The organism is Paenibacillus oryzisoli, from assembly GCF_050467285.1.
Lineage (GTDB): Bacteria > Bacillota > Bacilli > Paenibacillales > NBRC-103111 > Paenibacillus_E > Paenibacillus_E oryzisoli_A.
The window spans coordinates 233,953-259,827 of sequence record NZ_JBCMUN010000014.1 but is presented as its reverse complement, the minus strand read 5'-3'; the positions used below and the strand labels follow the sequence as shown (position 1 = coordinate 259,827).

Here is a 25,875-nt window from a genome sequence, read left to right as displayed (position 1 = left end):
CCATGGCTCCTAAATATAAAATTAAAGCAGAGAAATTGAATCTATACTACGGCGAGAACCATGCGCTGCATGATATTGATCTCCAAATCGAAACAGGGACAATCGCGGCGCTGATCGGCCCTTCCGGCTGCGGCAAATCCACGTTTCTGCGCACGCTGAACCGGATGAACGACCTGATCGACAATGTGCGGATCTCCGGGAATGTCGCGGTCGACGGCCATAACATTTATGGCGGCGATTCCGACGTCGTATCTTTGCGCAAACGGGTCGGGATGGTGTTCCAGCGCCCGAATCCGTTCCCGATGAGCATCTATGACAACATTGCTTACGGTCCGCGCATTCACGGCACGAAGAAAAAAGCGGTGCTCGACGAAATCGTCGAACGCAGCTTGGTGCAAGCGGCGCTGTGGGACGAAGTCAAAGATCGGCTGCACAAATCCGCAATGGGGCTTTCCGGCGGTCAGCAGCAGCGTCTCTGCATCGCTCGTCTGCTGGCGGTTGAACCTGACGTTCTGCTCATGGATGAGCCGACGTCTGCCCTGGACCCGATCTCGACGCTTAAAGTCGAAGAACTGACACAAACCTTGAAAGAGAAATACACGATTATTATCGTGACGCACAACATGCAGCAAGCCGCTCGTATTTCGGATCGAACTTCCTTCTTCCTGAACGGCTATTTGGTGGAGACGGATAAGACGGACAAAATTTTCACGAACCCGAACGATCAGCGCACTGAAGATTACATTACAGGCCGTTTCGGATAACATTGGACAGAAGGAGAGAGACTATGGATGCTAGACCTGGGTTTCATCAATCACTAAGCTTACTGCAACAAGAATTACAGCAAATGGGCGAGAGCGTCGAGAAGCTGATCTTCAAATCGGTCCAATCGCTGGCGGCGTTGGACGAGAAAGCGGCTCAGCAAGTTATCAGCACTGATGATTTAATTGATGATTATTTAACGAGAATCGATGAATTGTGCCTCAGGCTGATTGCGCTTCAGCAGCCGATGGCGAGTGACCTGCGGATCATTGGAACGGCGTTGAAGATCGCTACCGATTTGGAACGGATTGCGGATCATGCCGTGGATATCGCGAAAATCACGATCCGTTTTGCAGGCGAGGAGCTCGTCAAACCCCTTGAAGTGATTCCGCAAATGGCGGAAATCGCGATCGAGATGCTGCATGAGAGCCTGCTCTCCTACACGGAGCGCGACGTGCACCGCGCGGCTGCGCTTGCGGAGAAGGACGACCGCGTCGACAAGCTGTACAGCAGTGTCATGCAGGAGCTGATGGGCCTCATGGGGACGGATTACAACCGCAACCGTCAATTGACGCACCTGATGTTCGTCGCACACTTCCTGGAGCGTGTGGCGGACCACACGACGAATATCGGCGAGGGTGTCATCTACATGGTCACGGGCAAACGGAAAGATTTGAACATATAAGTTTATAACAAAAGGGCAGCCCACTGGTCGAAACTCGACCATGTGGGCTGCCCTTCTTTATGCGGCCTGCATTGGAAATCGAATCATAAACGTCGTGCCTTTCGAGCTGGAGTTCACTTCAATCGTCGCTTGATGCCTAGCCGCAATGGAGTAGCAGATCGCGAGACCGAGGCCTGTGCCTTCATCCTTCGTGGTAAAGAACGGACGTCCCAGCTTCTCCAGATGCTCGGCGGAAATGCCTGTGCCTTCATCCGCAATCAGGAGCACGACATGCGTGTCGTCTTGATACGTTTCAATACAGAGCGTTCCGCCAACGCTCATCGCTTCCAAGCCGTTCATGCACATATTCAGAATGAGCTGGCGAATCTCTTTATCGTCAAGCTGAATGTCCGGACAGGAGCTCAGATTGCCGTGGACATGCTTGCCGCACATGACGGCTTCCGCCTGAATCAGCGGCAGCAGCGATTCGATGATGCGGTTGAGGCTTTCGGATTTTTGGTAAGACGTCTTATTCTTGGCGAGCGATAAGTATTCGGTAATAATATCGTTCGCGCGGTCAAGCTCCTCGAGCATGATCGGAATGTATTCCTTTTGCATATGCCGGTCGTTCTCTCGGAACAACTGCAGAAAGCCGCGGATCGTCGTCATCGGATTGCGGATTTCATGGGCGATGCCGGCCGCCATCTCGCCGACGAGATTCAGCTGCGCCAGACGGGCCATCTCGCTCTCGAAGCGGAGGCTCTCGGTCACATCGACCCCCACTTCCAGCAAACATTTGTCATGCTCAATATCGATGATTTCCGTCGACAGCAGCGCGGTGCGCACTTCGCCGGATTTGGTGACGTATTTGACTTTCTCGTTATGCAGAATATCGCACAGATTGACATTCGCATCCGATTCGGGGCTGAGCAGATCGAGGTTCGTGCCGATAATTTCGTCGCCGTATCCGGTGTACTGCTTCCAGCTTTCATTCACTTCCAGATAGGTCAGATCGGGCAGGCGGCGAATGGACATGAGCGAAGGGGAAAGGATGAACATTTTCTTAAAATGCTCCTGCGAATTCATTAATTTCTGGTGCGCGTCAACCAGCTCAGTGGTGCGCTCTTCAACCCATTGTTCAAGGAGAACATTTTGCTGAATCAGCTTTTCTTCCGCTTCCGCCAACTTGCGGTTCGTTTCTTCCAAATCCAGCGTCCGTTTATGTAAGAGCTCGCTTTGAATTTTCAGTTTCTGATGATTGAGGTGCATGTTGACGAAGCCGTCCACCTTCATGCGCAGCATTTTGGGGTGTACGGGTTTGAATAAATAATCAATCGATCCTACATGATAGCCGCGCAGCACATGCTCGATGGACGTGCTTAAAGCGGTTAGAAAAATGATCGGAATATCCTGATAGGCTTTACGCTGTTTGATCAGTTCAACGGTTTCAAAGCCACTGAGGCCCGGCATCTGGACATCCATAAGAATAACCGCAATATGATCGGCGGGTTCTTTCAGCAAATATCGAAGGCATTCTTCACCCGATTGCAACGAAATAACGTCATAGGAAGAAGAGGCCAAAATGCTGTTTAGCGCCAGCAAGTTCTCATAACGGTCATCTACCGCCAAGATCTTTACTTGTTGTTCCATCTCCATGTCCTTTCCGGGTTTATATGCCTGTACGCACCTGACAATTCGTCTCTCATTGTTTCGCGGAAAAAATGAAATTCCCTCTTTTTTTGGAAAAATCTTTACAATCATTTTACGCTTGGATAACATAGGCCGCTACTTGGTTTGCTAAACTGGGACTAACAGACTAGAAGGCTAAGGATGATGGACATGAGCGTGCAGACAGAAGAATGGGCGGAATTCAACAAGCTCCTGGAGGAGCAATTGATTTACGCTGTGTATCAACCGATTATTTCGCTTCAAAATGGACAAGTGATGGGCTATGAAGCACTGACTCGTGGACCGGCGGAGAGCCCGTTTCAATCGCCGCTCGCGATGTTTCAATACGCGGAGAAGCAGGGCGAGCTGTACCGCTTAGAGCGGTTGGCCAGAGAAAAAGCGATTCAAGGCAACATTCTGGAGCACCCGCAGCAGCTGCTGTTTATCAATCTGTCTTCGCAGGTGCTGCACGACCCCGGGTTTGTGCCGGGCAAGACGCTCGAAGCGCTGCAGAAATACGGGCTTTCCCCGCGCAATGTCGTATTCGAAATCACCGAGCGCAGCTCGATTGAAGATTTCTCCCTGGCGCAGAAAATTCTTGCGCATTACCGCGCCCAAGGCTACCGCATCGCGATTGATGACGCCGGAGCCGGTTACTCGTCCTTGCAGGCGATTGCGGAGCTGCAGCCCGATTTTATCAAGATCGACCGCTCGCTCATTGAGAATATTCATCTTAATAAAATAAAGGAATACATCCTGGAAACGTTCGTCACATTCGCGCAAAAAATGAACATATCGCTGATCGCCGAAGGCATTGAACAGGTCGAGGAACTCGCCAAATTAACGCAGATGGGGGTACATTACGCACAAGGTTATTTATTGGGGCGGCCTTCGCAAACGACGGCAACAGTTATTGATGCGCATAAAATGATCATTTGGCAGTATCGCCGGGTGGAGGGCGGAAGCATGACGTGGCGTATTGGAGACTTGAAGACGCCGGTGCATGTGTTCGAGAAGCGGACAGTGATCTCAGAAGTCGCAGATTTTTTTAAGAAAAATCAGGAGGCGATCGGCGTCGTGATCGTCCATCAGGAGCGGCCGGTCGGGCTTGTGATGCGGGATCGGTTCTTCCAGCATCTGGCGGGGCAGTACGCGTATTCGCTGTACTGGAATCGGACGATCGACAGCATCATGGACGCTTCGCCCTTGATCGTCGACGAGGAGACGGCAGTCGAGCTTGTGTCCCAGCAGGCGACGTCGCGCGCGATTCATCACCTGTATGATTTGGTCATCATTACAAGTCATGGGAAAATGGCGGGAACGGCGTCGATTCGGACGATTCTGGAGAGCATCACGAATGTGCAAATGGAATCTGCGCGCGTAGCGAATCCGCTGACCGGCTTGCCGGGCAACCGTCAGATCAACCGGGAAATCAACCGGCGAATTATGGAGTGCAGGCCATTTCATGTGGTGTATGCGGATTTGGACCATTTCAAATGGTACAACGACCGGTTCGGGTTTCAAAAAGGGGACGGGATGATTCAGTACACGGCCGATGTGCTGCAGCAGGCGATTGCGTTCTATGGAACGCCGCACGATTTTGTCGGCCATGTGGGCGGGGACGATTTCATTGCGATTTCGACGACGTTATCGCCGAAACTGTTGTGCGAGGAGATGATCCGTCGGTTTGACAGCGGCGTGGGGATGTTTTATGACGGACAGGAGATCGAGCAGGTGTGGGATCGGAGCGGGAATCCGGTGCCGATTCATGGTGTTACGCTTTCGCTTTCCTTGGTGGTGTGCAGCTGCGATTCGGTGGCATCCATCGAATTGATCTCGCAAACGGCTGCACAGCTCAAGAAGAAAGCGAAAGCGTATCACGGCAGCATTTATTTTTATCAGAAAATATAGCGCAGGTTCACGAAAAGGTATAGATTAACTGCTTGAACGAGCGGATGATCACAACCTTTTGCTTGCCGATGCGGCGCTCGGAAATTTTTTTTACATTGCCTGGGTGAATCCAGACGGCATCCATGCCGGTCTGTGCAGCGCCGACGACATCGTTTTTCCACGAGTTGCCGATCATCACGCTGTGCCCGGGCATCGTTCCCATCGCTCTGATCGCTTGCTCAAAGATCGCAGGGTGAGGCTTGCGCGGGCCGTCCTTCTCCGAAGCAAACAGCCGGTCCGGGGTGAACCAGGTAGTCAGCTTCATTTTCTCCAGATTGTTCTGCAGCCGCTTGCGGTTGCCGTTGGAGATGATTGCGAGCTGATAATGTTTGGATAAAATGTCGAGCGTATCTTCCACACCGGGAAACAGGGCGACGTAATTATCTTCCCGCTCTTCGACTCGCTCGAAAAAGTTGCGCGTAAACGCCGTGCTCACCTGGATGGGCATGGCTTGCAGCGCTTTGGTCAGGCAAATGTGCCGAAGCTCGTCAGGCGAAATGGGGCTGCGGATCGGAGCTTTCCGGTGCCGGCTCCATTCGGCTTTATAGCTTTGCAGCGCTTCGTTTGCGGTCACGCCCTCATCCGGATCCCAACGGGCGGTAAAGCCGTTCATCACCTCCAAAAATGCGGAATCAAAGCATTGCCTGCGGTCCAGAATCGTATTGTTCATATCGAAAAAAAGTTGTTTTTTGCGGTTTGGCGAGAAAAAAGGGCTCATACGGAGATCCTCCTTCTGAAGACCAGACCCCCGATTCAGGGGTTCCTTACATACTTATGTTGGGAACCGTTTTTTTATTTTAATTTCATATGCTATGATGGAAGAAGTATGTCTAAAAATCGGGGTGAATTCATGGATAAGTTAATTATTATAGACGGCAACTCGATTGCAAACCGTGCGTTCTACGCGCTTCCTCTGCTTAGCAACTCTAACGGTCTGCATACCAATGCGGTTTACGGCTTTACGACCATGCTGCTCAAATTGATTGAAGAAGAAAAACCGACGCATTTTCTCGTGGCGTTCGATGCCGGGAAGATCACGTTTCGACATAAAGAATATGGCGACTACAAAGGCGGACGGGCTAAAACCCCGCCGGAGCTCTCCGAGCAATTTCCGCTCATTAAAGAGTTGTTGAAAGCGTTCAATATCCCGCAATTTGAATTGTCCGGCTATGAGGCCGACGATATTATCGGCACACTGACGAAAGCCGCAGACGCCAAGGGAGAGCGCGTGCTGCTCGTCTCCGGCGACAAGGACATGCTGCAGCTTGCTTCCGATCACGTCACCATTGCCATTACGCGCAAGGGGATCAGCGAAGTGGAGCTGTACGATCCGCCTGCGATCATGGAGAAATACGGGCTGACACCGCAGCAGATTATCGATCTCAAGGGGCTTATGGGCGATACGTCCGACAACATTCCGGGCATTCCGGGGGTTGGGGAGAAGACAGCGCTGAAAATGCTGCATGAATTCGGCACGGTCGAAGCGGTGCTCGCGAATGCGGACAGTCTCAAGGGTAAAATGAAGGAAAAAGTCGAAGAGCACGCCAAGAGCGCGCTCATGAGCAAGGAGCTCGCGACGATTTTCCGCGAGGTGCCGATGGAAACGGAATGGAGCACGCTGCGCTATGACGGCTTCGATGGGACGGCTCTTTCCAGTATGTTCCGGAAGCTGGAGTTTAAGTCGCTGCTCGAGAAGATGGATTTCGGCAGCGCTCCTCTCACAGAGGAAGAGCAGGCCGCCATCGAGAGCCTCGAAGCGGTCACGGTGAACGCCGAGAATGTGCAGCAGCTCATCGAACGGCTGGATGACCACGCCGCGATCCACGTGGAGGCGATCGGCGACAATCCGCATCAAGCGGAGATGGTCGGCGTCGTGTGGTTTATGGACGAGGACGGCACGAATACGTCCTATTATGTGCCGATGGCGGTGCTGGGCAGCGACGCCGGGCAGTCCTTGCGCGCGTGGCTCAGCGACGCTTCGAAGAAGAAGCAGCTGTTCGACGTGCACCGCGCGCTGCTCGCCCTCGCCTGGCAGGATATTCCGCTCGCCGGCGTTGATTTTGACGTGCTGCTGGCCGCGTACCTGCTCGATCCGACAGATTCGAATCTGACGCTGAGCGGCCTATCGGCCAAATACGGTCTGCCGGGCATGAAGGCCGACGAAGAGGTGTTCGGCAAAGGCGCGAAGTTCCGCCTGCCGGAAGAAGCTGCGCTTAGCGAGCACCTGGGCCGCAAAGCGATGGCGATGGCGCGCATGGTGCCTGTGCTGCGCGTAGAACTGGAGAAGAGCGAGATGCATCGCCTCTTCTACGAACTGGAGCTGCCGCTCGCGAGCGTTCTCGCGGAGATGGAGCTGCGCGGCATCTGCGTGAATGCCGAGGGCTTGAAGGCGCTCGGCGTGGAGCTTGCCGCCCAGCTGGACACGATCATGGCCAGCATCTACAAGCTCGCCGGCGTCGAGTTCAACATCAATTCGCCGAAGCAGCTCGGCGATATTCTGTTTGAGAAGCTGGGGCTGCCAGCTTATAAGAAAACCAAGACCGGCTACTCGACGGACGCCGAGGTGCTGGAGCGGCTCGCGCCCTATAACGAAGTGGTCGGGCAGATCCTGAACTACCGTTCGCTGGCGAAGCTGCAGTCGACCTACGTCGAAGGCCTGCTGAAAGAGGTGCGATCAGAGACCGGCAAGGTACACACGTATTACCGGCAGACGATCGCCGCCACGGGCAGGCTGAGCTCACAATTCCCGAATCTCCAGAATATCCCGATTCGGCTTGAGGAAGGGCGCAAAATCCGCAAAGTGTTCGTCCCGTCCGAGCCCGGCTGGTACATTCTTGCGGCGGATTACTCGCAGATCGAGCTGCGCGTGCTCGCGCACATCTCGCAGGATGAGAAGCTGAAGGAAGCGTTCCTTCAGAATATGGACATTCACACGAAGACGGCCATGGACGTCTTCGGCGTGGAGGCGTCGGCGGTGGACAGCAACATGCGCCGCCAGGCGAAAGCGGTCAACTTCGGGATCGTGTACGGCATTAGCGACTATGGCTTGTCGCAGAACTTGGACATCACCCGCCGGGAAGCGGCTCAGTTCATCGAACAGTATTTCGCCGTGTTCCAAGGCGTACGCAAATATATGGACGATATTGTCAAAGACGCGCGAGCGAACGGCTACGTGACGACGCTGCTGCAGCGCAGGCGCTATCTGCCGGAAATAACAGCGTCGAACTTCAATATCCGTTCCTTCGCGGAACGGACAGCGATGAATACGCCGATTCAGGGCACCGCGGCGGATATTATCAAACTGGCGATGGTGCAGATGGCGGAGCGCCTGAAGCAGGAAGGGCTGCGGAGCCGCATGCTCCTGCAGGTGCATGACGAATTGGTCTTCGAAGTGCCGGAAGAGGAATTGGAGACGATGAAGCGGCTCGTGCCGGAAGTGATGGCGGCCGCGCTGGAGCTGGATGTACCTCTCCGCGCCGACGTCGATTACGGCCTGACTTGGTACGACGCCAAGTAAAGCTAAGCTTTACCCTAACTTTTAACAAAACGAGGTGAACAGCCATGCCTGAATTACCGGAAGTCGAAACCGTCAAACGTACATTAAATGAGCTCATCACTGGAAAAACGATGGAGCGGGTTCAGGTGAGGCTGCCCCGCATTATACAGAAGCCGGACGATATTCAGCAGTTCGAGGTCCTGCTTCAAGGACAAACGGTCGAAACGATTGAACGCAGGGGCAAGTTCCTGCGTGTCATCCTGACCGATTACGTGCTCGTCTCCCATCTGCGGATGGAAGGCCGCTACGGTCTGTATCAGGCCGGAGAGCCGCTCGAGCTCCATACGCATGTCATTTTTCATTTTACGGATGGGACTGAACTTCGCTATAAAGACGTGCGTCAATTTGGTACCATGCATCTGTTTCCCAAAGGCGAGGACCTGAAGCAGCCGCCGCTGCATAAGCTGGGCCTGGAACCGCTGGAGGAAGATTTCACCTTCGAAGCGTTCCGCCAAGCGATTGGGCATCGCAAGACGAAGATCAAGCCCTTGCTGCTCAATCAGGCATATATCGTCGGCATCGGGAATATTTATGTAGACGAGTCCCTGTTCCTTGCGGGCATTCATCCTGAGCGGGAAGCCTCCTCTTTAAGCCGCAAGGAGCTTGCTGCGCTGCATGCATCGATTGTTCAGACGCTGCGCGAATCCGTCGAGGTCGGGGGCTCATCCGTCAAGTCCTATGTCAACGGACAGGGCGAAATGGGGATGTTTCAGCACCAGTTGAACATCTATGGCAGAGAATCGCAGCCATGCAAAACGTGCGGCAGCCCCATTGTAAAGACCGTCGTTGGCGGCCGCGGCACCCACACGTGCCCGACATGCCAGCCTTTGAAACGCAAGCGCGCGCAAAAGAAGTCGCAAGATTAGTCACACGAAGCGCCCAGCCCCCATATGATAAGGAGTATTCGCCTAGATAACCGGCTCAAACGGCTCGTAATCGGGTATTACTCTTAGGAGGGGTCGTATGCTTCCTGCACTTTCTTTGATCATTTTGGCGTTCGCCGTTTCGCTCGACGGCTTCGGTGTCGGCGTGATGTATGGGTTAAGAAAAATACGTATTCCGCTCGTCTCTATCGGGATTATATCGCTCTGGTCAGGCATCATTATTTTGGCTTCGATGCAGATTGGCGTGTTGATGTCGTCCTACATGTCGCCCGGTATGGCCAGACGCATCGGGGCTCTGATCCTGATCGGCATCGGGATCTGGGCGTTGATCCAAACCTGGCAAGGGCAGAAAGCGCAGGAAACTTCGGCAGGTCAGGCACGTGAGGCTTCTGTCAGCGCAGTTCAGGGCGCTTCGGCAGGCACGGCTGAACAGCCGATTCCGCTCGATACGCTGCAGCGAACGAAAGAGATTTTGAATATTGAATTGAAACGCTTTGGGCTGGTGATCCAAATTCTTCGCACTCCGTCCATCGCGGATGTCGATAAATCGGGTAACATTTCCGCCTCCGAGGCGACGCTGCTCGGTCTTGCGCTTTCGCTGGACTCCTTTGGCGCCGGCATCGGGGCCGCTTTGATTGGCTTTGCGCCGATTCTGACCGCGTCCGTCATCGCGGTTGCCAGCGGCGCGTTCATCGCCGTCGGGCTTCGCATCGGACTCAAGTACGCTGATATGACTTGGATGCAAAAGCTCTCCATTCTTCCGGGCTGCGTGCTGATTCTCATGGGACTTATTAAAATGCTGTAAAACGAAATCATCATGTCATATTGAGGAGAGAAGCTTATGAATATCGGCTTAACAGGAGGAATTGCTTGCGGGAAAAGCACGGTCAGCGGCATGCTCGTCAGCCGCGGCGCCCTGTTAGTAGATGCGGATCAAATCGCACGCGATGTCGTCCAGCCGGGCAGCCCTGTTCTCGAACAGGTTGCCGCGCATTTTGGACAAGCCGTACTGAACCCCGACGGGTCGCTGCACCGAAAGAAGCTCGGTGAGCTCATCTTCGGCTCGGAAGAGCAGCGTAAGGCATTGGAGAGCATTCTCCATCCTCCAATTCGGGCTGCGATGCGCAGCCAGATGGCAGACTACGAACGAGAACATCCGGACAAGCTCGTCGTTGTCGATGTGCCGCTGCTTTTTGAATCAGGACTGGCGTCGATGTTTGAGGCTACGTTGGTCGTGTATGTCCCGCGCGAGGTTCAATTGAAGCGCTTGATCGCACGCGACGGCTTGACGGAGGATCAGGCGGCGCTCCGCTTGGAAGCGCAGATGGGAATTGAGGAGAAGCGAAGCCTTGCAGACTTCGTTATCGACAATAGCGGAACGCTGGAACAAACGACGCAGCAGGTCGAACACTTTTTAACCGAAAAGGGGTTCTCATGATTCGCATGGCGTTTTGGCGTAAAAAACGGATATTTGCGATTTTGCTGATTGTATTTGTAGCGACGCTTTTTTTGAACAGTGCCTATATTGGAAGAAAGCTGTATCCGATCCATTATGAGCAGGAGATAAAGACAAGCGCAGCGAAACACAAGGTAGATCCTTTTTTGATTGCCGCGATTATCCGTGTGGAAACGAATTACCAGTATCATTTAGAGTCGAGCAAAGGTGCGATCGGGCTCATGCAGCTTATGCCGGATACCGCAGACTGGATCGTGGAGTCCGCCGATATAGGCGTAAAGTCGCGCGACGATCTGCTCAAGACGGATTTGAACATTTATCTAGGGTCTTGGTATGTGAGCTGGCTGATCAAGCATTACAACGGCAATATGGTGTATGCCATTGCGGCGTACAATGCGGGGCAGGGCAACGTCAATAAGTGGAAAAATAGCGGAGTTTGGGACGGCACCGAAGAGAATAGCTCGCAAATTCCGTTCGGGGAAACGCGTCATTATTTGCAGCGTGTGCTGTTTTACTACGACAAATATACGAAGTTGTATGCGGAGCAGTGGCAGGAAAGCGGCGAATCCGCATAACCAAAACAAAGAAGCATTGGACTAGCTCCGGGATGGAGCGGGAGTCCAATACTTCCTGTTTTAGCAGACATCAAGCGCTATGTCTTCATCAAGATTACTTGAATTGACCAGCAAGAGATTGTTCTGCGATTTGCACCAGGCGACGAGTAATGTGACCACCAATAGCACCAGTATCACGTGTAGCCATATTGCCATAGTATCCGTCCTGTGGGATCGCGATACCAAGCTCTTGAGCTACTTCGTACTTCAACTGATCCAACGCTGCGTTAGCTTGTGGAACCACCAAAGTATTACTATTGCTTGCGCTCATGTCTGTTCACCTCCTTGTCAGTTGGTAAATCTATTGTGTGCAGATCGTTTCGCTTCAAGACATGTAACATTTGGGAATGAAAATGAGTTAGAATAGAAACATAGAAAGGAGATGAAAGCGAATGAAATGTCCGTTCTGTGATCACTCGGGGACGAAGGTGCTGGATTCCCGTTCCGCCAATGAGGATAAATCCATCCGAAGACGAAGAGAATGTGAAAAATGCGCCAGGCGGTTCACGACGTTCGAAATGATTGAAGAAACGCCGTTAATCGTGATTAAAAAAGACGGAAGCCGGGAAGAATTTAGCCGAGAGAAAATACTGCGGGGCTTGATCCGCGCTTGTGAGAAGCGGCCGGTGTCGATGGAGCAGCTTGAGATGTTGGTCTCGGAAGTGGAAATGCAGTTGCGCACGACGGCGCATGCGGAAGTCGACAGCCTAGCAATCGGGGAAATCGTGATGGAGCAGCTGTATCCTGTCGATGAAGTGGCGTACATTCGCTTCGCCTCTGTGTACCGGCAATTTAAAGACATTAATATGTTCCTGAAGGAGCTTACGCAAATTTTGGGCAAGCACGACGGGACTTTGCTTCGGGATAAATAGAGCTGAAAAATTTTTTTTCGCTCGGGAACCATATGTCGACTTGAAATGTGGATTTTCTTGATCGCAATGCGACAAAAAAACGAGAAAGACAGCGGATCGTCCGCTGTCTTTTTTTGATGAATGCCTAGAAAGCCAGTCAGCACGGGGAAAATGCTCTGAGGCCTTTTGTTGAAAAAAAGTATGAATCTATAGACAGCAACCGACTGCATTTTTGAAGCTGATAGGGCATAATTCGTTTATTGAGTTTGTTTGTCCAGTTCACTTCTCAGAAAATGAATGAAACGAATCGATTCTTCATCGGTCAGCTCGCTACCCCCAAACGCAAAGGAGAACTTATCCAAGATTTCGCTTTCCGGAAGATGCAGATGATCAATCAACTGTTTCACATCTACGCTCATATTCCCATCAATCACCATTTTCCTCATCGTAAGACTCCTCCTTGTCGACGTGCGCAAATGGCGGACGGAGGCGGTAGCTGGCTGACATATCGGCGCTGTGTGCTGCCGAAGTAGTCCCTATAGCTTTGCGTCACCACTTTTCAATGGTTTTGCCTTTATCGTACCGCACAATGCTTGTAATTAGACTATACCACAAAAAGCTGGCTGCTACTCCATTATTACATTAAATTCGAAGGATGGTTGAAGCGTATGTCCGTTAATAAACCGTTTTCACAAAAATATTGTGAGCTTGACATTTTGGAGATTGCAAGGGCACTGGGCATCGACCAAGAGCGGTTATTATCTTATGTTTATGCAAAGCCTGAAACGATAAATGCTAGCGTGGATACAGACCGTTTGAAAGAATCTGCCTCGAATTAACCTAGCAGGCAAAAAGGAGCACATCCACCTCTCGGCTTCCGTGCCCCCTGTTTGAATTACACCATGATTTTACAAATATCGTTCGTAAATTCAACCGGATCCTGCAGCGGCAGTCCTTCAATCAGCAGCGCTTGATTGTACAGCAGCGCGGTGTACAGATTGAGCTTATCCTTATCGCTGTTGAAAGCATCCTTGAGCGAAGTAAACACCTCGTGGTTCACGTTGATCTCAAGTACCTTCTCCGCTTTGACGTTGGGATTGTTCGGCATCGCGTTCAGGATCTTCTCCATTTCGATCGTCACATCGCCTTCGGTCGACAAGCAGACCGGATGCTTCTTCAGACGTTTGGAGGCTTTTACGCTCGAGACTTTACCTGCGAGCTGGGAGCTCATGTAGTCGAACAGGTCCTTGTTGTCGGCTTTGTCTGCCGCGTCATCGTCCTTGTTCTCTTCAGCGTCAATGCCAAGATCGCCGCTGGAGACGGAGCGGAACTCCTTCTCTTTGTAGGAAGTCAGAATCTTGATCGCGAACTCGTCAATATCGTCGGTGAAGTATAGGATTTCGTAGCCTTTATCGGATACAATCTCTGTTTGCGGCAGCTTGTCGATACGCTCCATCGATTCTCCGGAAGCATAGTAAATGTACTTTTGATCTTCCGGCATTCTGGATACGTACTCCTCGAGTGTAACAAGCTTCTTCTCTTTGGAAGAGTGGAACATCAGCAGATCCTGCAGTTGTTCCTTGTTCACGCCGTAGTCGTTGTAGACGCCGAATTTCAGCTGTCTGCCGAACGCTTTATAAAACTTCTCATAGTTCTCGCGCTCGTCTTTAAGCATGCTTTGGAGCGAGCTCTTGATTTTGCTGGCGATGTTCTTCGCGATCAGCTTCAGCTGGCGGTCGTGCTGCAGCATCTCGCGGGAGATGTTCAGCGACAAGCTTTCGGAATCGACCATCCCTTTGACGAAGGAGAAATGGTCAGGCAGCAGATCCGCGCATTTGTTCATGATCAGGACGCCGTTTGCGTAGAGCTCGAGGCCTTTCTCGTACTCTTTGGAGTAGTAGTCGAACGGCATGCTTTCCGGAATGAACAGGATCGCTTGGTAGACGACGGAGCCGTCCGCGCTGACGTGGATATGTTTCAGCGGCTTGTCGAAGCCGTAGTGCTTCTCGTGATAGAATTTCTCGTAATCTTCGGTGGTCAGCTCGCTTTTGTTCTTGCGCCAGATCGGCACCATGGAGTTAACGTGCTGTTCTTCCTTCACGTCCTCGTATTCGTTCTCCGTGCCTTCCTTCAGGCGGCGGGAGGACACGTCCATCTTGATCGGATAGCGAATGAAGTCGGAGTATTTCTTGACGATGGCTTTGAGGCGATATTCCTCCAAAAACTCATCGTAGCTGTCATCCTCGGTATTCGGTTTAATGTGGAGGACGATTTCCGTCCCTACCTCAGCCTTCTCTGCGGGCTCAATGGTGTAACCTTCGGCCCCTGAGGACTCCCAGCGGTACGCCGTGTCGCTGCCGAGCGCTCGGCTTGTAACAGTGATCAGGTCGGCGACCATGAAGGCGGAATAGAAGCCTACCCCGAACTGGCCGATGATGTTATGACCGTCCTTGGCTTCATTTTCCTTCTTAAACGCCAACGAGCCGCTCTTCGCAATCACCCCGAGGTTATTCTCCAGCTCTTCCTTCGTCATCCCGATCCCGGTATCGCGAATCGTCAGCGTGCGGTTGTCTTTGTCCGCGGTGATGCGGATGTAATAGTTATCTTTGTCAAAAACGAGCGAGTCGTCGGTTAACGCTTTGTAATAAATTTTGTCGATCGCATCGCTACTGTTGGAGATCAGCTCTCTTAGAAAGATTTCCCGCTGTGTGTAGATCGAGTTGATCATCATTTCCAGCAATCGCTTGGATTCGGCTTGAAACTGCTTCTTTTCCACTTGTAAATCTCCTTTCCCTATGTAAAAAGGTATGGGCTGCACGCCCGTTAGCACTCTCGTTCAGTGAGTGCTATATACTCTTTTTTATATCATCCTTGTTAGTTAAAGTCAATTCATTTGCGGTTTGAAAGAGGCGGGGGGCGTTGTCGGGATGAGTAATCGGCAGCGGTGTCAAGCGAAGGAATATGCACTGTGATAAACAGAATACCGTATTGCCTTCAAATAAAAGTTGTTTCGATAGGGCTGCACCGAGACCACTTGAAACTCCCGTGATGAGATAAATATGCTTAAGCAAGAAACCCCCTGCATGCCAGTTGGTGTAATTAAGAGTCATCTAATCTAAAACTTAATTTTACTGATCCAAGGTATCTTTTTCCACTCGCAAGCAGGCGTATGGTATAATTTTCATAATTGATGAAGGTACGATTTTCGAAGGAGGCGCCGGTAATGAATCATAATGACCTTTTATCCAGATTGAGCATTAGGAAAAGTCCCGCGCCTTTGCGATATTTGAAATGGCACAATGATATTATTGCAACCATTGAGGACGATGGGCATGTTTCATTCAGCGATCCAACGTTCAACATAACAGTTGCCTACACGACAGGTGGAAAAAGAGAGTGGACACCTGCTGAATTCAGGGAGTTCTTGAGCGAACGCTTGCCCAGCCGGTCGCGGCGGGATATAGAAAAAATATTGCGCCGCTGCTCCTTAACCGAATATGATGAGTTCTCACTTGCGAATGTAACCCGCGCCTTAAATGCAAGGGATTTGTTGTGGCTTTCTACGGAACCGTCTGAACCATTTGATGAGATTGTTTCGGAGGTTTTTAGCCAAATCTTTGTGAAAAAATTGGATCTTCAAGGCGATTCTTTACTATCCCCAGAGGGTGTCAATGAGAAGCGATACGGCGTAAGTCGCGGAAGTTACGGCATTTTTAAGAAGAGGCTGCATCCTTACAGCTCCGATGTAGAATCCGAAGTAGCTGTCTATGAACTCGGGAAGCTTCTGGGGGTAGACTGTTGCCCGTCTTGGCTTGTGGAAAATAGCAGGGACACAGTTGCATTCTCTAAATTTGAATACAACTTTGCTGAAGAATTTATCGTGCACTTGCGAAGGCTTTTTTCGGGAGTCGCAGTGGGGGATAACGAGTATCGGAACTTGCTCGAAATTGTGCCTGAATTTAAAGTTCAGATCCAGAAGATGATCCTACTCGATTTCATTACCAGGCAAACGGACAGGCATATGAGCAATGTAGCTTTAAAGGTAGATAAAAATGGTGTGGATTTTTATAAGCTCTATGACAACGGGTGCAGTTTGTTTTACGAGGATAAGGAGGAACTCATCAACAAAGCGCTGCAAGATATTCCTCTTAATAGCACAGAGTTTGGGTTGACGGGAACATATTATGATTATGTTCTGGAGATTAGTAGGAATACGGATGTATCCACTTTAATTGATTTAAGCATTTCAAAAGATCAGATATATGCAACTCTCCGAGACAGTCGTCTAACAGGAAGCCGGCTTGAAGGATCCGTCGAGTGGGTTCACGGTTGTTTACAGTTATTAAAGAGTCTAAAGTAAGGGGATGCCATGAACATCTACTTAATTGCCGCGATGGACAGCAACCGGGTCATTGGAAAAGACAACGATATTCCGTGGCGGATTCCGAACGACTGGAAGTATGTGAACCGTATTACCAAAGGGCATACGATTGTGCTCGGACGAAGGAATTTTGAATCGATCGGAAGGGCCCTGCCTGATCGAAGAAGCATTGTGGTCAGCAGAGACAAGGGCTTGCGGATCGAAGGTTGTGAAATGGCCCATTCTGTGGAAGAGGTATTGGAGCTGTGCCAGGATGACGAAAAGGTGTTTATTTTTGGCGGGGAACAGATTTATCGGATGTTTGTGCCTTTTGTGAAGAAGATGTATTTGACTGTCATCCATCATCAATTTGAAGGGGATACGTATTTCCCGGAAGTGGACTACAGCGAGTGGCATGAGGTTAGCAGGGAGCAAGGTGTTATGGATGAGCGCAATCCGTATACGTATTATTTTCATGTGTATGAAAAGAAGGTCAGCGAGTAACAACGACGATGTATATGGTGCGGGTTGAGAGGGTGTGGGAGTAGTAATGATTGGAAGATGCGATGGAATGGAGGAAGCGACGTGAATAGGAAACGTAGCGGATGGATGATGTCCGGGTTGCTGCTTCTGTTCTTGGGCGCCCCTGGGCAAGCGCAGGCTTTGACGAACGATGTGAAAGTGACGATCCCGAATTACCCGGTTCATTTAAACGGACATTTGGTTGATAATACGAATCGGGAATATCCGTTATTGGTCTATAAAGAGATTACTTATGTTCCCATGACCTGGTACGATGCCCGGCTGCTGGGCCTTGAATCGAGCTGGTCGGGAGGCGCAGGGCTGCAAATTGCCCAGGAGAACGTGGCCTCCGCTTACGTGGGCTATCGTTCGGAGCAGAAGAATGCTGAGACTTATCGGGCGCAACTGTCAGAAGGGGCGATCACAGTAAATGGGCAAAGCATCGATAATGCGAAGGAGCCGTATCCGCTGCTTTCATTTCGCGATGTAACGTATTTCCCGCTGACATGGCGATTCGCGCACGATGCGTTTCATTGGGAGTATGCGTGGGATGCTGACGATGGGCTTTCGATTCAGTCGTCTAACGCACAGGTGATGGATGTTGCTGTGCTACCTTCGGACAATGACCGGGCGCTCTATCAGGGGTATTATTATTTTGTGGAGACAGAGGGCAGGACGAATGAGGTGTACCGCACGCCTGCTGGGGGCTCGGGCAGCAAAGAGCTTGTGTACACGTATGACATTGATTCCGGATATGGTTTGCAAAAAAATGTGACGTTTCAACTTAGAAACGATGTGCTCTGGCTGCGCTACCATGTGGGCGGCGCGACGATGGGGCATGATGTTTATGTGAAAATTACACCGGACGGGAAGGCTGCTGTTGTGCAGCAAGGCTATCTGGATTTCCGTGAAACCGACAATGGCACGGTCATTGCGAATCAAGGAAATCCTCCGTCTGCAGGCAATTTGTCACTGATTCCGGAAGGTAAGGATCGCGCTTCGGCACGGCTGCTTGGTGAACCCGGGATGATGTACGGCAGGCATGTAACTGTCGATTCCAACATGGTCAGCGTAGGCGGGGATGGGGGATCTATGCGTGTCATCGGCGACGATGTCTATGTCATCGGATCGGCTTACCCACCGACTACAGGCGCGCTTAATTATATTTTCCGCATTAATCTCAAGGATGGGAAAGCAGTTCCGCTGATAAACGCCTCGGTCGGCCAGTTCCGGATATTTGGCAGCAGCTTGTACTATATCAAGGATGCGGACGGTGCGTTATACCGTGCCGAGCTGGACGGAACGAACGAAACGAAACTGACTGAAGAGCCGGTAGCTTGGTTTGGCGTGATGGGGGAGAACGTTTTTTACACGTCATCCGGTTCCGCGGTTGCGGATCCAGAGAAACCGACTTCGCTTTATCTGAAAAACGGCGACCATCCTCACGGGATCCTACTTCTGGATGGGGTGAAAACCGTACAGATCGCAGGCGATCGACTGGTCTGTGTGATGGGGGACGATTCCCCTTATGGGATGGAACTTCTAGACGATTCCGGCAACACTTTGCTCAAAATCGCAAATCCGATTGAGCGCGTCCTGGCTTCGGATGAAGGACTTCCGGTCGCGGCGGAGAGAGAAGCTGGAGCGTCAACGACGCTCTTAGTGAAATAGCCAAAGTATAGGCATGTATTCACTATAAAAAAAGGCAGTCAGGACGATGAATCCTCATCCTCCGACTGCCTTTTTCTTGCAGCTATCCCTCGGCAAGCTTCCGAATGTCTTTCACTTCCACGATCGGCTGCGGATAGCCGTGCCGTGCGGCGTTGATCATGGCGCGGCCGATTTGCACGGACGTTGTGATGCTGTTCGGGGAGGCTTTTTCCAAAAGAGGAAAAAGCGGCCGCATGACGGTGTAAATCGCCTGCACCCAGCCGGTTTTGGAGCGCACGCCGTTCTTCGGGATGATCCCGCCGGGGCGGAACATGTAGGCGGCTTTGAACGGGAGCTTGAGCAAGTCGTTCTCGGTCTTTCCTTTGACACGCGCCCACATGACGCGGCCCTGCTCTGTGCTGTCTGTGCTGGCGCCGGTGACGTAGAGGAACGTCAGGTTCGGCTGAAGCCGGACAAGCTCGCGCGCGAACTGCATGGTGAGATCGTACGTAACGGCGCGATACTGCTCCTCTCTCATGCCCGCCGACGACACGCCGAGGCAGAAGAAACAGGCGTCGATCTCGGGCAGCACTTCCTGGAGCGGGCCAAGGTTTGTCAAATCTTTTTGCACAAAGCTATGGAGTTTGGCGTGGGTAACGGAAACCGGGCTGCGTCCCCACGTGTAGACCTGCGAAACCGCTGGATCAAGGAGGCATTCCCGCAGGACACTTTGTCCTACCATGCCTGTAGCGCCGAGTAAGAGTACGTTCATAATGGCTTCTCCTTTATTTCCATCCGAAGATTCCTCATCCCCAGGCTCAGCTAACGGCTGCTGTGAAGATGGATCTGCTTGTATCATACTAAATTTTTCCCCGATCCGTACAGCGCTATGAAAAAACGCTCCGCAGCAGACCAAATCTGCTTGCGAAGCGCGTGGATAAAGCAATTTATAGAGGCAAATCCCGCTTGCGGAAAGCGCCGATGCCGATCCCGAAGCCGAGGAGGCCAATCACGGCCAAAATCGTCCATGGCACCCACAGATCGGTGCGGCCATTGATAATTCCGCTCGGATCATAGAGCGAGAAGTAGGAGATGTGGCGCAGCCAGGAGATGGCATCGCTTAATTTGCCAAGCAGATCCAACGAGAAAAAGCCGAAGGTGAGCCCCGCGGAAATGCTCATCGCCCGTTTCTCATCGTTCGAGAGCGAAGAGATGAGGAAGGAGATGCCGCTGACGGCAAAGAACAGCAGGAAAGCGGCGATGTTCATGCGTAAGTAGGCGCCGCCGTTAAAATCACTCAAATCGCCGATAAACAGCGCGTAGCCGGCAAACCCGCACAAAGTCGTGACGGCCATGATCAGGAACAAGCCGCTGAAGAGCACGAGCGCCTGGCTCATCGCCACTTTGCCGCGCGTCGTTGGGACGGCGAGCAGATACGCCATGGCGCCTTGATCCACCAGCTTGGCGATGAGCTGTGTACTGAACATCACGCAGAAGATGGCGACGATCAGCACGAGCAGCAGCCCATAAAACTCGCCGGAGATAAACGCCTCCACGGTGCCGAAGCCGCTGCCGAGGTTGAACGCGTTGGTAATGCCTTTGGGCAGCGATTTGATGAGATCATCGAGCGCCTTGTTATCGGTTGCGAAGCTCGGGTACAGCCAGAACATGAGCAGAATATAAAAAGCGGAACCGAACGCATAGTTCATGATGCCTTTGAGATGGATTTTCATCATATGCTTATATAAGGCACTATTCATGCTTGGCTCGCCTCCTTGCGGTCGTAGTAGTTCATAAAGATGTCTTCCAGGCTCTGTGTGAACACATCGACGTTGCGAACCGCATAGCGGGAGGTCTCGGCAAGGAAGGTCTGGTAAGCGCCCTGCACAGCCACGCGGACGCGGTTGCCTTCCCGGGATTCGACGGCGAGGCCGGACGTCCTGGCAAAAGCTTCGGCATCCTCCAGCCGCTCGAACGTGACCTCGAACAGCTTGCGCTGCATCGATTGCAGCTCATGAATGTTTTTGACGGTGAGGAGCCGGCCGTCTTTAATAATGGCGGCGCGGTCGCAGGTGCGCTCGATTTCGGCGAAGCTGTGGGACGACATCAGGAATGTCGTGCCTTTCGCTTTTTCCTCGAGGACGAGGTCGATGAACACTTTTTGCATTAAAGGATCCAGACCAGAGGTCGGTTCATCCAAAATAATGACTTCCAGCTCGTGCATGAACGCGGCGACGATCCCGACTTTCTGCTTCATCCCTTTGGACATTTTGCGGATGGGCGTGTTCACATCGAATTGAAACCGGCGAATCAGCTCGTCGCGGCGCTGCCGCTTCTCTTTGACGCCTTGCAGCTCCGCCATAAAATCCAGGAACGAACTGCCGGTCATGCCCTCGATAAACGCGATTTCTCCCGGCAAGTAGCCGACGTACTTCTGAACTTCGCCCTGCTTCGTCCACGTATCGAGTCCGTGCACCGTAACAGTCCCCTGATCCTGCCTCATAAATCCCATGATATGCCGGATGGTCGTCGATTTCCCGGCGCCGTTAGGCCCAAGAAATCCGAAGACTTCCCCTTTTTCCACCGTAAACGACACATCGAAAATGCCCTTACCGCCCGGGAATGCTTTTGTTAAATGGGATACGGTCAGCATTCGCAGCCACCTCCAAGGATGATTCAAAGTTATGAAATATTGTGATCAATTAATTTCAAAACTCATGTTACTCCTGTTCCAACATGCCGTCAAGACTTTTGAAATATTTTTATGTTATAATTTCATTATTACGGGGGTCGGGTGATGACTATGAATGGATTTGAAAAAAGAGCGCAGCTTAAAAAAGAAAAAATCATGAAGGCGACGCTGGAGCTGCTGCAGACAGAGGATGCGAAAAAGCTGAAGATCACGGAAATTGCCGGAAAAGCCGGCGTTTCGCAGGTGACGATTTACAACTATTTTGGCAGCAAGGAAGAGCTGATCCGGGACGTGTTCATGGCGTATATCCGGGAAACGATCGACGAATTCGAAGATTATCTTGCCAGCGAACATACGCTAAGGGAGAAAATCGAACATATCGTTTTTCAGAAAAAGAAAAACTCCCGCACATTCGGCATCGCGACGATGAAGAAATTGTGGCAGGAGGATCCTGTGTTGGCCGCCTTTGTGAAAGACGAATATATGAAAAAGGGCATTCCGCTTGTGGTCAGGCTCATTGAAGACGGCAAGAAATCCGGTGAGATTTCGGAAAAGATATCGACCTCGACCATCGTCATGTACATGAATATGCTGACGAGTCAGGCGAGTACGCTTTTGGATTATGTGAATGCCGACACGAATATGGATCAATTGATTGAGGAGATGACGCAATTGTTTTTTTACGGCGTTTCCGCGCATAACTAGAGCCTGTGCAGCTTCCGGTAGTAGGAGGGCGACATGTGCATACGCTTCTTGAACACCCGGCTGAGATAAAATTCGTTCTCAAAGCCGCTCTGGCCGGCGATTTGCTGCAAGGTGAGATCGCTGTCGAGCAGCAGCCGTTGAACCTTTTGCAGACGCAGCGTCGTTAAGTAGTCGATCGGCAGCATGCCGGTCGATTTTTTGAAGCGGCGGGTGAATTGGACTTGCGTGACGCCGAGCTCCTGGGCGATGGCTTTCAGGGAGCAGGACGTGTCGGCGGACTCCTGCATCATCTGGACGGCTTGATGGATCAAGGCGTCTTTGCCGGTGGATTCGCTCGATGCCCAGGAGGCGGAGTGGGTCTGCCTGACGGCGGCGTTTTCTTCGGCGTACTGCATCCAAATGTCGGTCAGGACATGATGCCGGAACGCATGCGACGAGGGGCCGCCGAAGTCGTACCATTTTTTCAAATACGCATAGTTGGATGAGAGACGACCCAGATCCTGAATGGCGATTTTTCCGGATGGGAGGAGGTTCGCCGGCGGCGTGTGGCCGTCATCTTGAATCCAGTCAAAGTTCATCACATGAAACCATAAAGGCTGCACGACCTCGCGGCGGAAAACGACCCCAGGCGGGCAAATGACAAGATCTCCGAAGCCGCCGACACCTTCTTCTTCCCCGATTTGATACGTAAAGCGCCCGCTCTCCACGGCAAAAACAACCCAGTATTCATTCGTATCCTCGCGAAATTGAAAAGCGGTTTTTTCCTTCCAGTACATATGACTGACGAGTCTGGGCCGAATGTGAATGGCATCTGAAATGTCCATGCGTGTCGTTCCTTTCGTGAACAAGCTTGTTCCTTTATCATAAGCGAAAATCGTGCAAATGAGTAGACGGCATATCTTGAAATTTTGTATATGCGAATGTTGAAAGGATGCATGGATTAAAGCGCTCTCACTGCGATAAAATGAGGTTAATTTCGAAGTAAGTGGGAGGCATCGTGATGAGAGAAGAGACGGTAAAAACAGATATAACCGTGGTAGGCGGCGGTCTTTCCGGCGTCTGTGCCGCGATCGCGGCGGCAAGGCTCGGACAAACGGTAACGTTGGTGCAGAATCGCCCGGTCCTGGGCGGAAACGCATCCAGCGAGGTGCGTGTCTGGGTGTGCGGCGCGACGGCGCACGGGATTAACCGGTATGCGCGTGAGACCGGCATCATGGGGGAGTTGTTCGTAGAGAATCAGTACCAGAACCCGGAGGGCAATCCGTATATCTGGGACCTGGTTGTGCTGGAAGCGGTGAAAAAGGAGCCGAATATCCAACTCTTTTTCAACACGGACGTGCATGAAGTAGAGGCGGAAGGCGGAGAGGACGATCGGCGGATCGTGTCGGTTACCGGCTGGATGATGGGCTCGGAGCGCAGAATCCGGTTCGAGAGCGAGGTGTTCCTCGATTGCACGGGCGACGGTTTGATCGGTTTTCTCGCTGGCGCGAAATACCGGATCGGCCGCGAAGCGCGCAGCGAATTCGGCGAGGCTTGGGCGCCGGAGGTGGCGGACGAGATTACGCTTGGCAGCACGATCTTATTTTATACCAAAGACGTCGGGCATCCGGTGAAGTATCATCCGCCGAGCTTTGCGAAGGACATTACAACCACGTCCATTCCGATCAAGCGCGTCATCCGCAGCGGCGATTCGGGCTGCCATTATTGGTGGATCGAGTGGGGTGGCGAGCTGGATACGGTGCATGAAAATGAGCGGATTCGGGATGAGCTGTGGTCGGTCATTTACGGCATTTGGGATTATATCAAAAACTCCGGCAATTTCGAGGCGCAGAACATGACGCTCGAGTGGGTGGGCGCGCTGCCTGGGAAGCGGGAGTATCGGCGTTTTGAGGGGGATTATATTCTGAATCAAAACGATATTCTAGCGCAGACGCCATTCGAGGACCGCGTCGCCTTCGGGGGCTGGTCGATCGACCTGCATCCGCCGCAAGGCATGTATGCCTCCGAGAGCGGCTCGAAGCATCTGCATTCGGACGGCGTCTATCACATTCCGTTCCGTTCGTTGTATTCCGTGAACGTCCGGAATATGCTGATGGCGGGGCGCAATATCAGCGCTTCGCACGTCGCTTTCGGCACGACGCGCGTGATGGCGACGTGCGCCGTCATGGGCGAGGCCGCCGGCGCAGGGGCTGCGCTGTGCGTGCAGAAGGGCGTGACCCCGCGGGAGCTGTACCGCGGACATATCGCAGAGCTGCAGCAGGTGCTGCTGCGGCAGGATGCGTCGCTCATCGGCGTGGCGAATCGCGATGAGCGGGATTTGGCGCGGTCGGCGGCCGTGACCGCGTCTTCGACCTTGGCGTCGCTCGGCATAGAGCGCGCGGTGGAGCCGCGGGTGCTGCTGGACGACGTCGCTGTGCTGTTCCCGGTGGAGCCGCGGCTGGACGGCTTTGAGCTGCTTGTGGACGCAGCGGAGGCGACGACGCTCCGCGTGGAACTGTGGGATACGGGCCGCGCGGAGAATTACGTGCCGGGCCGGAGGCTTGGTGCGGTCGAGGCTCGCGTGGAGGCGGGCGGAGGACAGTGGGTATCGTTCCCGCTCGTCTGGGAGCCGGAAACAGCGCAAAATGCGTTCGTCATCGTACGGGCGAACCCCGCGGTGACGGTGTATCATGCGGATGCGCCGCAGACGGGGGCGATCGCTTTTGTGAAGGGCACGCCGCCGGTGGTGTCCAAGGATTTGGAGCATCATGAGCCGGAGCAGCTGGTCGTACTGTGGAGCATGAAAAAAGGGATCGACCGCAAGCCGATCTGCTTCCGGGCCATGGGTCGTACGGATGCGTTTGCGGCGGCCCATGTGACGGACGGCTACTTGCGGCCGTATGGAACCATGCATGTGTGGCTCTCCGAGCCGATGGCGGCCGGTCGCGAGGAATGGCTGGAGCTGCGCTGGGATCAGGCCCAGCGTGTGCGGGAGATTCAGGTGACGTTCAATGATAACGTCCACGAGGATTTGATCAACCTGCATGCGTTCCGGACGCAGCAGGAGGTTATGCCCGAGCTGGTCCGGGACTTCCGGCTCGAAGCTTGGGTTGGCGGCGCGTGGCACACGCTGCGCCGGGTTGAAGGCAACCGCAAGCGGACGCGGCGGTTGGTGCTGGACGCAGCCGTGGAGACGGAGCGGCTGCGGCTGGTGGTGGAGGCGACGAACGGCAGTCCGTGCGCCGAGATTGTGGAGATCCGCGCCTACGCGTAGCGTGGGGCGGGGTTGGACGAAGCGGGCGATTGGCGCCCGTTTCATAGCAGCTAGAAGGGGCTGGCCCTAGTTAGCATCGCGAAAAGGCACGATTTTCGCGAGCTAAAGGGGGTCAGCCCCTCTTAAAGTTGGCGAAATGAGCGGAAATCGGCCAATTCGGAGCACCTAAAGGTGGCTGGCCCTAGTTAGCATCGCGAAAAGGCGCGATTTTCGCGAGCTAAAGGGGGTCAGCCCCTCTTAAAGTTGGCGAAATGAGCGGAAATCGGCCAATTCGGAGCACCTAAAGGT

General features: G+C 52.6%; 24 protein-coding genes and 1 riboswitch. Of the genes, 15 read left to right on the top strand and 9 right to left on the bottom strand.

The features are described from left to right. Positions 1-2 precede the first annotated feature (2 nt). Positions 3-764: a phosphate ABC transporter ATP-binding protein PstB gene (pstB, locus tag ABE504_RS24335; protein WP_430093756.1), complete on the top strand. Its 762-nt coding sequence runs from the start codon at positions 3-5 to the stop codon at positions 762-764. Positions 765-787: 23 nt separating this feature from the next. Continuing rightward, positions 788-1,447 (top strand): phosphate signaling complex protein PhoU, encoded by a 660-nt coding sequence (gene phoU, locus ABE504_RS24330; protein ID WP_430093754.1) that lies wholly within the window; start codon positions 788-790, stop codon positions 1,445-1,447. Positions 1,448-1,504: 57 nt separating this feature from the next. Here the strand turns inward: phoU and ABE504_RS24325 are convergent, their stop codons facing one another. Beyond that, the gene (locus tag ABE504_RS24325; RefSeq protein WP_430093752.1) at positions 1,505-3,076 is read right to left on the bottom strand and encodes a response regulator; all 1,572 of its coding nucleotides are present in this window, start codon (positions 3,074-3,076) and stop codon (positions 1,505-1,507) included. Between the two features lie 189 nt (positions 3,077-3,265). Between ABE504_RS24325 and ABE504_RS24320 the strand changes: the two genes are divergently transcribed. Continuing rightward, on the top strand, positions 3,266-5,005 hold the full coding sequence (locus ABE504_RS24320) for a GGDEF domain-containing protein (RefSeq protein WP_430093749.1): 1,740 nt from the start codon (positions 3,266-3,268) through the stop codon (positions 5,003-5,005). A 7-nt stretch (positions 5,006-5,012) separates the two neighbouring features. Here the strand turns inward: ABE504_RS24320 and ABE504_RS24315 are convergent, their stop codons facing one another. Continuing rightward, a complete protein-coding gene (locus ABE504_RS24315) occupies positions 5,013-5,762 on the bottom strand; it encodes an HAD family hydrolase (RefSeq protein WP_430093746.1) in 750 nt (249 codons plus the stop codon). A gap of 132 nt (positions 5,763-5,894) precedes the next feature. Here ABE504_RS24315 and polA point away from each other — a divergent pair, with 132 nt between their 5' ends. The 5 genes from polA (at position 5,895) to ABE504_RS24290 (ending at position 11,515) form a co-directional block, all read left to right on the top strand. Next, positions 5,895-8,561 (top strand): DNA polymerase I, encoded by a 2,667-nt coding sequence (gene polA / locus ABE504_RS24310; protein WP_430093744.1) that lies wholly within the window; start codon positions 5,895-5,897, stop codon positions 8,559-8,561. Between the two features lie 44 nt (positions 8,562-8,605). Beyond that, complete coding sequence (gene mutM / locus ABE504_RS24305) at positions 8,606-9,466, top strand: DNA-formamidopyrimidine glycosylase (protein ID WP_430093741.1); 861 nt, start codon at positions 8,606-8,608, stop codon at positions 9,464-9,466. A gap of 97 nt (positions 9,467-9,563) precedes the next feature. Beyond that, the gene (locus ABE504_RS24300; protein ID WP_430093739.1) at positions 9,564-10,289 is read left to right on the top strand and encodes an MntP/YtaF family protein; all 726 of its coding nucleotides are present in this window, start codon (positions 9,564-9,566) and stop codon (positions 10,287-10,289) included. A gap of 36 nt (positions 10,290-10,325) precedes the next feature. Continuing rightward, positions 10,326-10,922, top strand: a complete 597-nt coding sequence (gene coaE / locus ABE504_RS24295) for a dephospho-CoA kinase (protein ID WP_430093736.1) — start codon at positions 10,326-10,328, stop codon at positions 10,920-10,922. Next, entirely contained in the window at positions 10,919-11,515 is a 597-nt protein-coding gene (locus ABE504_RS24290; RefSeq protein ID WP_430093734.1) for a lytic transglycosylase domain-containing protein, read from the top strand. The genes coaE and ABE504_RS24290 overlap by 4 nt, the downstream gene beginning before the upstream one ends. A 94-nt stretch (positions 11,516-11,609) precedes the next feature. Here the strand turns inward: ABE504_RS24290 and ABE504_RS24285 are convergent, their stop codons facing one another. After that, entirely contained in the window at positions 11,610-11,825 is a 216-nt protein-coding gene (locus tag ABE504_RS24285) for an alpha/beta-type small acid-soluble spore protein (protein ID WP_126139499.1), read from the bottom strand. Positions 11,826-11,946: 121 nt separating this feature from the next. Between ABE504_RS24285 and nrdR the strand changes: the two genes are divergently transcribed. Next, a complete protein-coding gene (nrdR, locus tag ABE504_RS24280; RefSeq protein ID WP_126139500.1) occupies positions 11,947-12,426 on the top strand; it encodes a transcriptional regulator NrdR in 480 nt (159 codons plus the stop codon). Positions 12,427-12,662: 236 nt separating this feature from the next. Here nrdR and ABE504_RS24275 read toward each other — a convergent pair whose 3' ends face one another. Next, on the bottom strand, positions 12,663-12,851 hold the full coding sequence (locus ABE504_RS24275; RefSeq protein WP_430093733.1) for a hypothetical protein: 189 nt from the start codon (positions 12,849-12,851) through the stop codon (positions 12,663-12,665). Positions 12,852-12,893: 42 nt separating this feature from the next. Next, positions 12,894-12,988: riboswitch (cyclic di-GMP riboswitch) on the bottom strand. 85 nt (positions 12,989-13,073) lie between these two features. On the opposite strand from ABE504_RS24275, the gene ABE504_RS24270 reads away from it, so the two are divergent. Next, a complete protein-coding gene (locus ABE504_RS24270; RefSeq protein ID WP_430093730.1) occupies positions 13,074-13,244 on the top strand; it encodes a hypothetical protein in 171 nt (56 codons plus the stop codon). Between the two features lie 56 nt (positions 13,245-13,300). Here ABE504_RS24270 and htpG read toward each other — a convergent pair whose 3' ends face one another. After that, a complete protein-coding gene (gene htpG / locus ABE504_RS24265; RefSeq protein WP_430093729.1) occupies positions 13,301-15,181 on the bottom strand; it encodes a molecular chaperone HtpG in 1,881 nt (626 codons plus the stop codon). 447 nt (positions 15,182-15,628) lie between these two features. Between htpG and ABE504_RS24260 the strand changes: the two genes are divergently transcribed. The 3 genes from ABE504_RS24260 (at position 15,629) to ABE504_RS24250 (ending at position 18,958) form a co-directional block, all read left to right on the top strand. Further along, a complete protein-coding gene (locus ABE504_RS24260; RefSeq protein WP_430093728.1) occupies positions 15,629-16,765 on the top strand; it encodes a hypothetical protein in 1,137 nt (378 codons plus the stop codon). 9 nt (positions 16,766-16,774) lie between these two features. After that, entirely contained in the window at positions 16,775-17,269 is a 495-nt protein-coding gene (locus tag ABE504_RS24255) for a dihydrofolate reductase (RefSeq protein WP_430093725.1), read from the top strand. 81 nt (positions 17,270-17,350) lie between these two features. Then, positions 17,351-18,958 carry a DUF5050 domain-containing protein gene (locus ABE504_RS24250; RefSeq protein ID WP_430093722.1) on the top strand — a complete coding sequence of 536 codons (1,608 nt, stop codon included), beginning with the start codon at positions 17,351-17,353 and terminating at the stop codon, positions 18,956-18,958. A gap of 82 nt (positions 18,959-19,040) precedes the next feature. Here ABE504_RS24250 and ABE504_RS24245 read toward each other — a convergent pair whose 3' ends face one another. The 3 genes from ABE504_RS24245 to ABE504_RS24235 form a co-directional block, all read right to left on the bottom strand. Beyond that, the gene (locus ABE504_RS24245; protein WP_430093719.1) at positions 19,041-19,709 is read right to left on the bottom strand and encodes an NAD-dependent epimerase/dehydratase family protein; all 669 of its coding nucleotides are present in this window, start codon (positions 19,707-19,709) and stop codon (positions 19,041-19,043) included. Between the two features lie 175 nt (positions 19,710-19,884). Continuing rightward, entirely contained in the window at positions 19,885-20,697 is an 813-nt protein-coding gene (locus tag ABE504_RS24240; RefSeq protein ID WP_430093717.1) for an ABC transporter permease subunit, read from the bottom strand. Then, positions 20,694-21,590, bottom strand: coding sequence for an ABC transporter ATP-binding protein (locus tag ABE504_RS24235; protein WP_430093715.1), 897 nt, complete (start codon positions 21,588-21,590; stop codon positions 20,694-20,696). Before ABE504_RS24235 ends, ABE504_RS24240 begins: the two co-directional genes overlap by 4 nt. A 144-nt stretch (positions 21,591-21,734) precedes the next feature. Here ABE504_RS24235 and ABE504_RS24230 point away from each other — a divergent pair, with 144 nt between their 5' ends. Then, entirely contained in the window at positions 21,735-22,334 is a 600-nt protein-coding gene (locus ABE504_RS24230; RefSeq protein ID WP_430093713.1) for a TetR/AcrR family transcriptional regulator, read from the top strand. Here ABE504_RS24230 and ABE504_RS24225 read toward each other — a convergent pair. Continuing rightward, positions 22,331-23,158, bottom strand: coding sequence for a helix-turn-helix domain-containing protein (locus ABE504_RS24225; RefSeq protein ID WP_430093711.1), 828 nt, complete (start codon positions 23,156-23,158; stop codon positions 22,331-22,333). The genes ABE504_RS24230 and ABE504_RS24225 overlap by 4 nt on opposite strands. Positions 23,159-23,334: 176 nt before the next feature. Here ABE504_RS24225 and ABE504_RS24220 point away from each other — a divergent pair, with 176 nt between their 5' ends. Beyond that, positions 23,335-25,587: an FAD-dependent oxidoreductase gene (locus ABE504_RS24220; RefSeq protein WP_430093708.1), complete on the top strand. Its 2,253-nt coding sequence runs from the start codon at positions 23,335-23,337 to the stop codon at positions 25,585-25,587. Positions 25,588-25,875: the final 288 nt, after the last annotated feature.

What these genes read in the sequence shown, in the direction of transcription:
- polA (WP_430093744.1), top strand. Translation starts at nt 5,895, where the DNA reads ATGGATAAGTTAATTATTATAGACGGCAACTCGATTGCAAACCGTGCG.
- ABE504_RS24245 (WP_430093719.1), bottom strand. Translation starts at nt 19,709, where the DNA reads ATGAACGTACTCTTACTCGGCGCTACAGGCATGGTAGGACAAAGTGTC.
- ABE504_RS24320 (WP_430093749.1), top strand. Translation starts at nt 3,266, where the DNA reads ATGAGCGTGCAGACAGAAGAATGGGCGGAATTCAACAAGCTCCTGGAG.
- ABE504_RS24255 (WP_430093725.1), top strand. Translation starts at nt 16,775, where the DNA reads ATGAACATCTACTTAATTGCCGCGATGGACAGCAACCGGGTCATTGGA.
- nrdR (WP_126139500.1), top strand. Translation starts at nt 11,947, where the DNA reads ATGAAATGTCCGTTCTGTGATCACTCGGGGACGAAGGTGCTGGATTCC.
- ABE504_RS24225 (WP_430093711.1), bottom strand. Translation starts at nt 23,158, where the DNA reads ATGGACATTTCAGATGCCATTCACATTCGGCCCAGACTCGTCAGTCAT.
- ABE504_RS24290 (WP_430093734.1), top strand. Translation starts at nt 10,919, where the DNA reads ATGATTCGCATGGCGTTTTGGCGTAAAAAACGGATATTTGCGATTTTG.
- ABE504_RS24240 (WP_430093717.1), bottom strand. Translation starts at nt 20,697, where the DNA reads ATGAATAGTGCCTTATATAAGCATATGATGAAAATCCATCTCAAAGGC.
- ABE504_RS24230 (WP_430093713.1), top strand. Translation starts at nt 21,735, where the DNA reads ATGACTATGAATGGATTTGAAAAAAGAGCGCAGCTTAAAAAAGAAAAA.
- ABE504_RS24285 (WP_126139499.1), bottom strand. Translation starts at nt 11,825, where the DNA reads ATGAGCGCAAGCAATAGTAATACTTTGGTGGTTCCACAAGCTAACGCA.
- ABE504_RS24315 (WP_430093746.1), bottom strand. Translation starts at nt 5,762, where the DNA reads ATGAGCCCTTTTTTCTCGCCAAACCGCAAAAAACAACTTTTTTTCGAT.
- ABE504_RS24325 (WP_430093752.1), bottom strand. Translation starts at nt 3,076, where the DNA reads ATGGAACAACAAGTAAAGATCTTGGCGGTAGATGACCGTTATGAGAAC.
- coaE (WP_430093736.1), top strand. Translation starts at nt 10,326, where the DNA reads ATGAATATCGGCTTAACAGGAGGAATTGCTTGCGGGAAAAGCACGGTC.
- mutM (WP_430093741.1), top strand. Translation starts at nt 8,606, where the DNA reads ATGCCTGAATTACCGGAAGTCGAAACCGTCAAACGTACATTAAATGAG.
- ABE504_RS24275 (WP_430093733.1), bottom strand. Translation starts at nt 12,851, where the DNA reads ATGAGGAAAATGGTGATTGATGGGAATATGAGCGTAGATGTGAAACAG.
- pstB (WP_430093756.1), top strand. Translation starts at nt 3, where the DNA reads ATGGCTCCTAAATATAAAATTAAAGCAGAGAAATTGAATCTATACTAC.
- ABE504_RS24220 (WP_430093708.1), top strand. Translation starts at nt 23,335, where the DNA reads ATGAGAGAAGAGACGGTAAAAACAGATATAACCGTGGTAGGCGGCGGT.
- phoU (WP_430093754.1), top strand. Translation starts at nt 788, where the DNA reads ATGGATGCTAGACCTGGGTTTCATCAATCACTAAGCTTACTGCAACAA.
- ABE504_RS24260 (WP_430093728.1), top strand. Translation starts at nt 15,629, where the DNA reads ATGAATCATAATGACCTTTTATCCAGATTGAGCATTAGGAAAAGTCCC.
- ABE504_RS24270 (WP_430093730.1), top strand. Translation starts at nt 13,074, where the DNA reads ATGTCCGTTAATAAACCGTTTTCACAAAAATATTGTGAGCTTGACATT.
- ABE504_RS24300 (WP_430093739.1), top strand. Translation starts at nt 9,564, where the DNA reads ATGCTTCCTGCACTTTCTTTGATCATTTTGGCGTTCGCCGTTTCGCTC.
- ABE504_RS24235 (WP_430093715.1), bottom strand. Translation starts at nt 21,590, where the DNA reads ATGCTGACCGTATCCCATTTAACAAAAGCATTCCCGGGCGGTAAGGGC.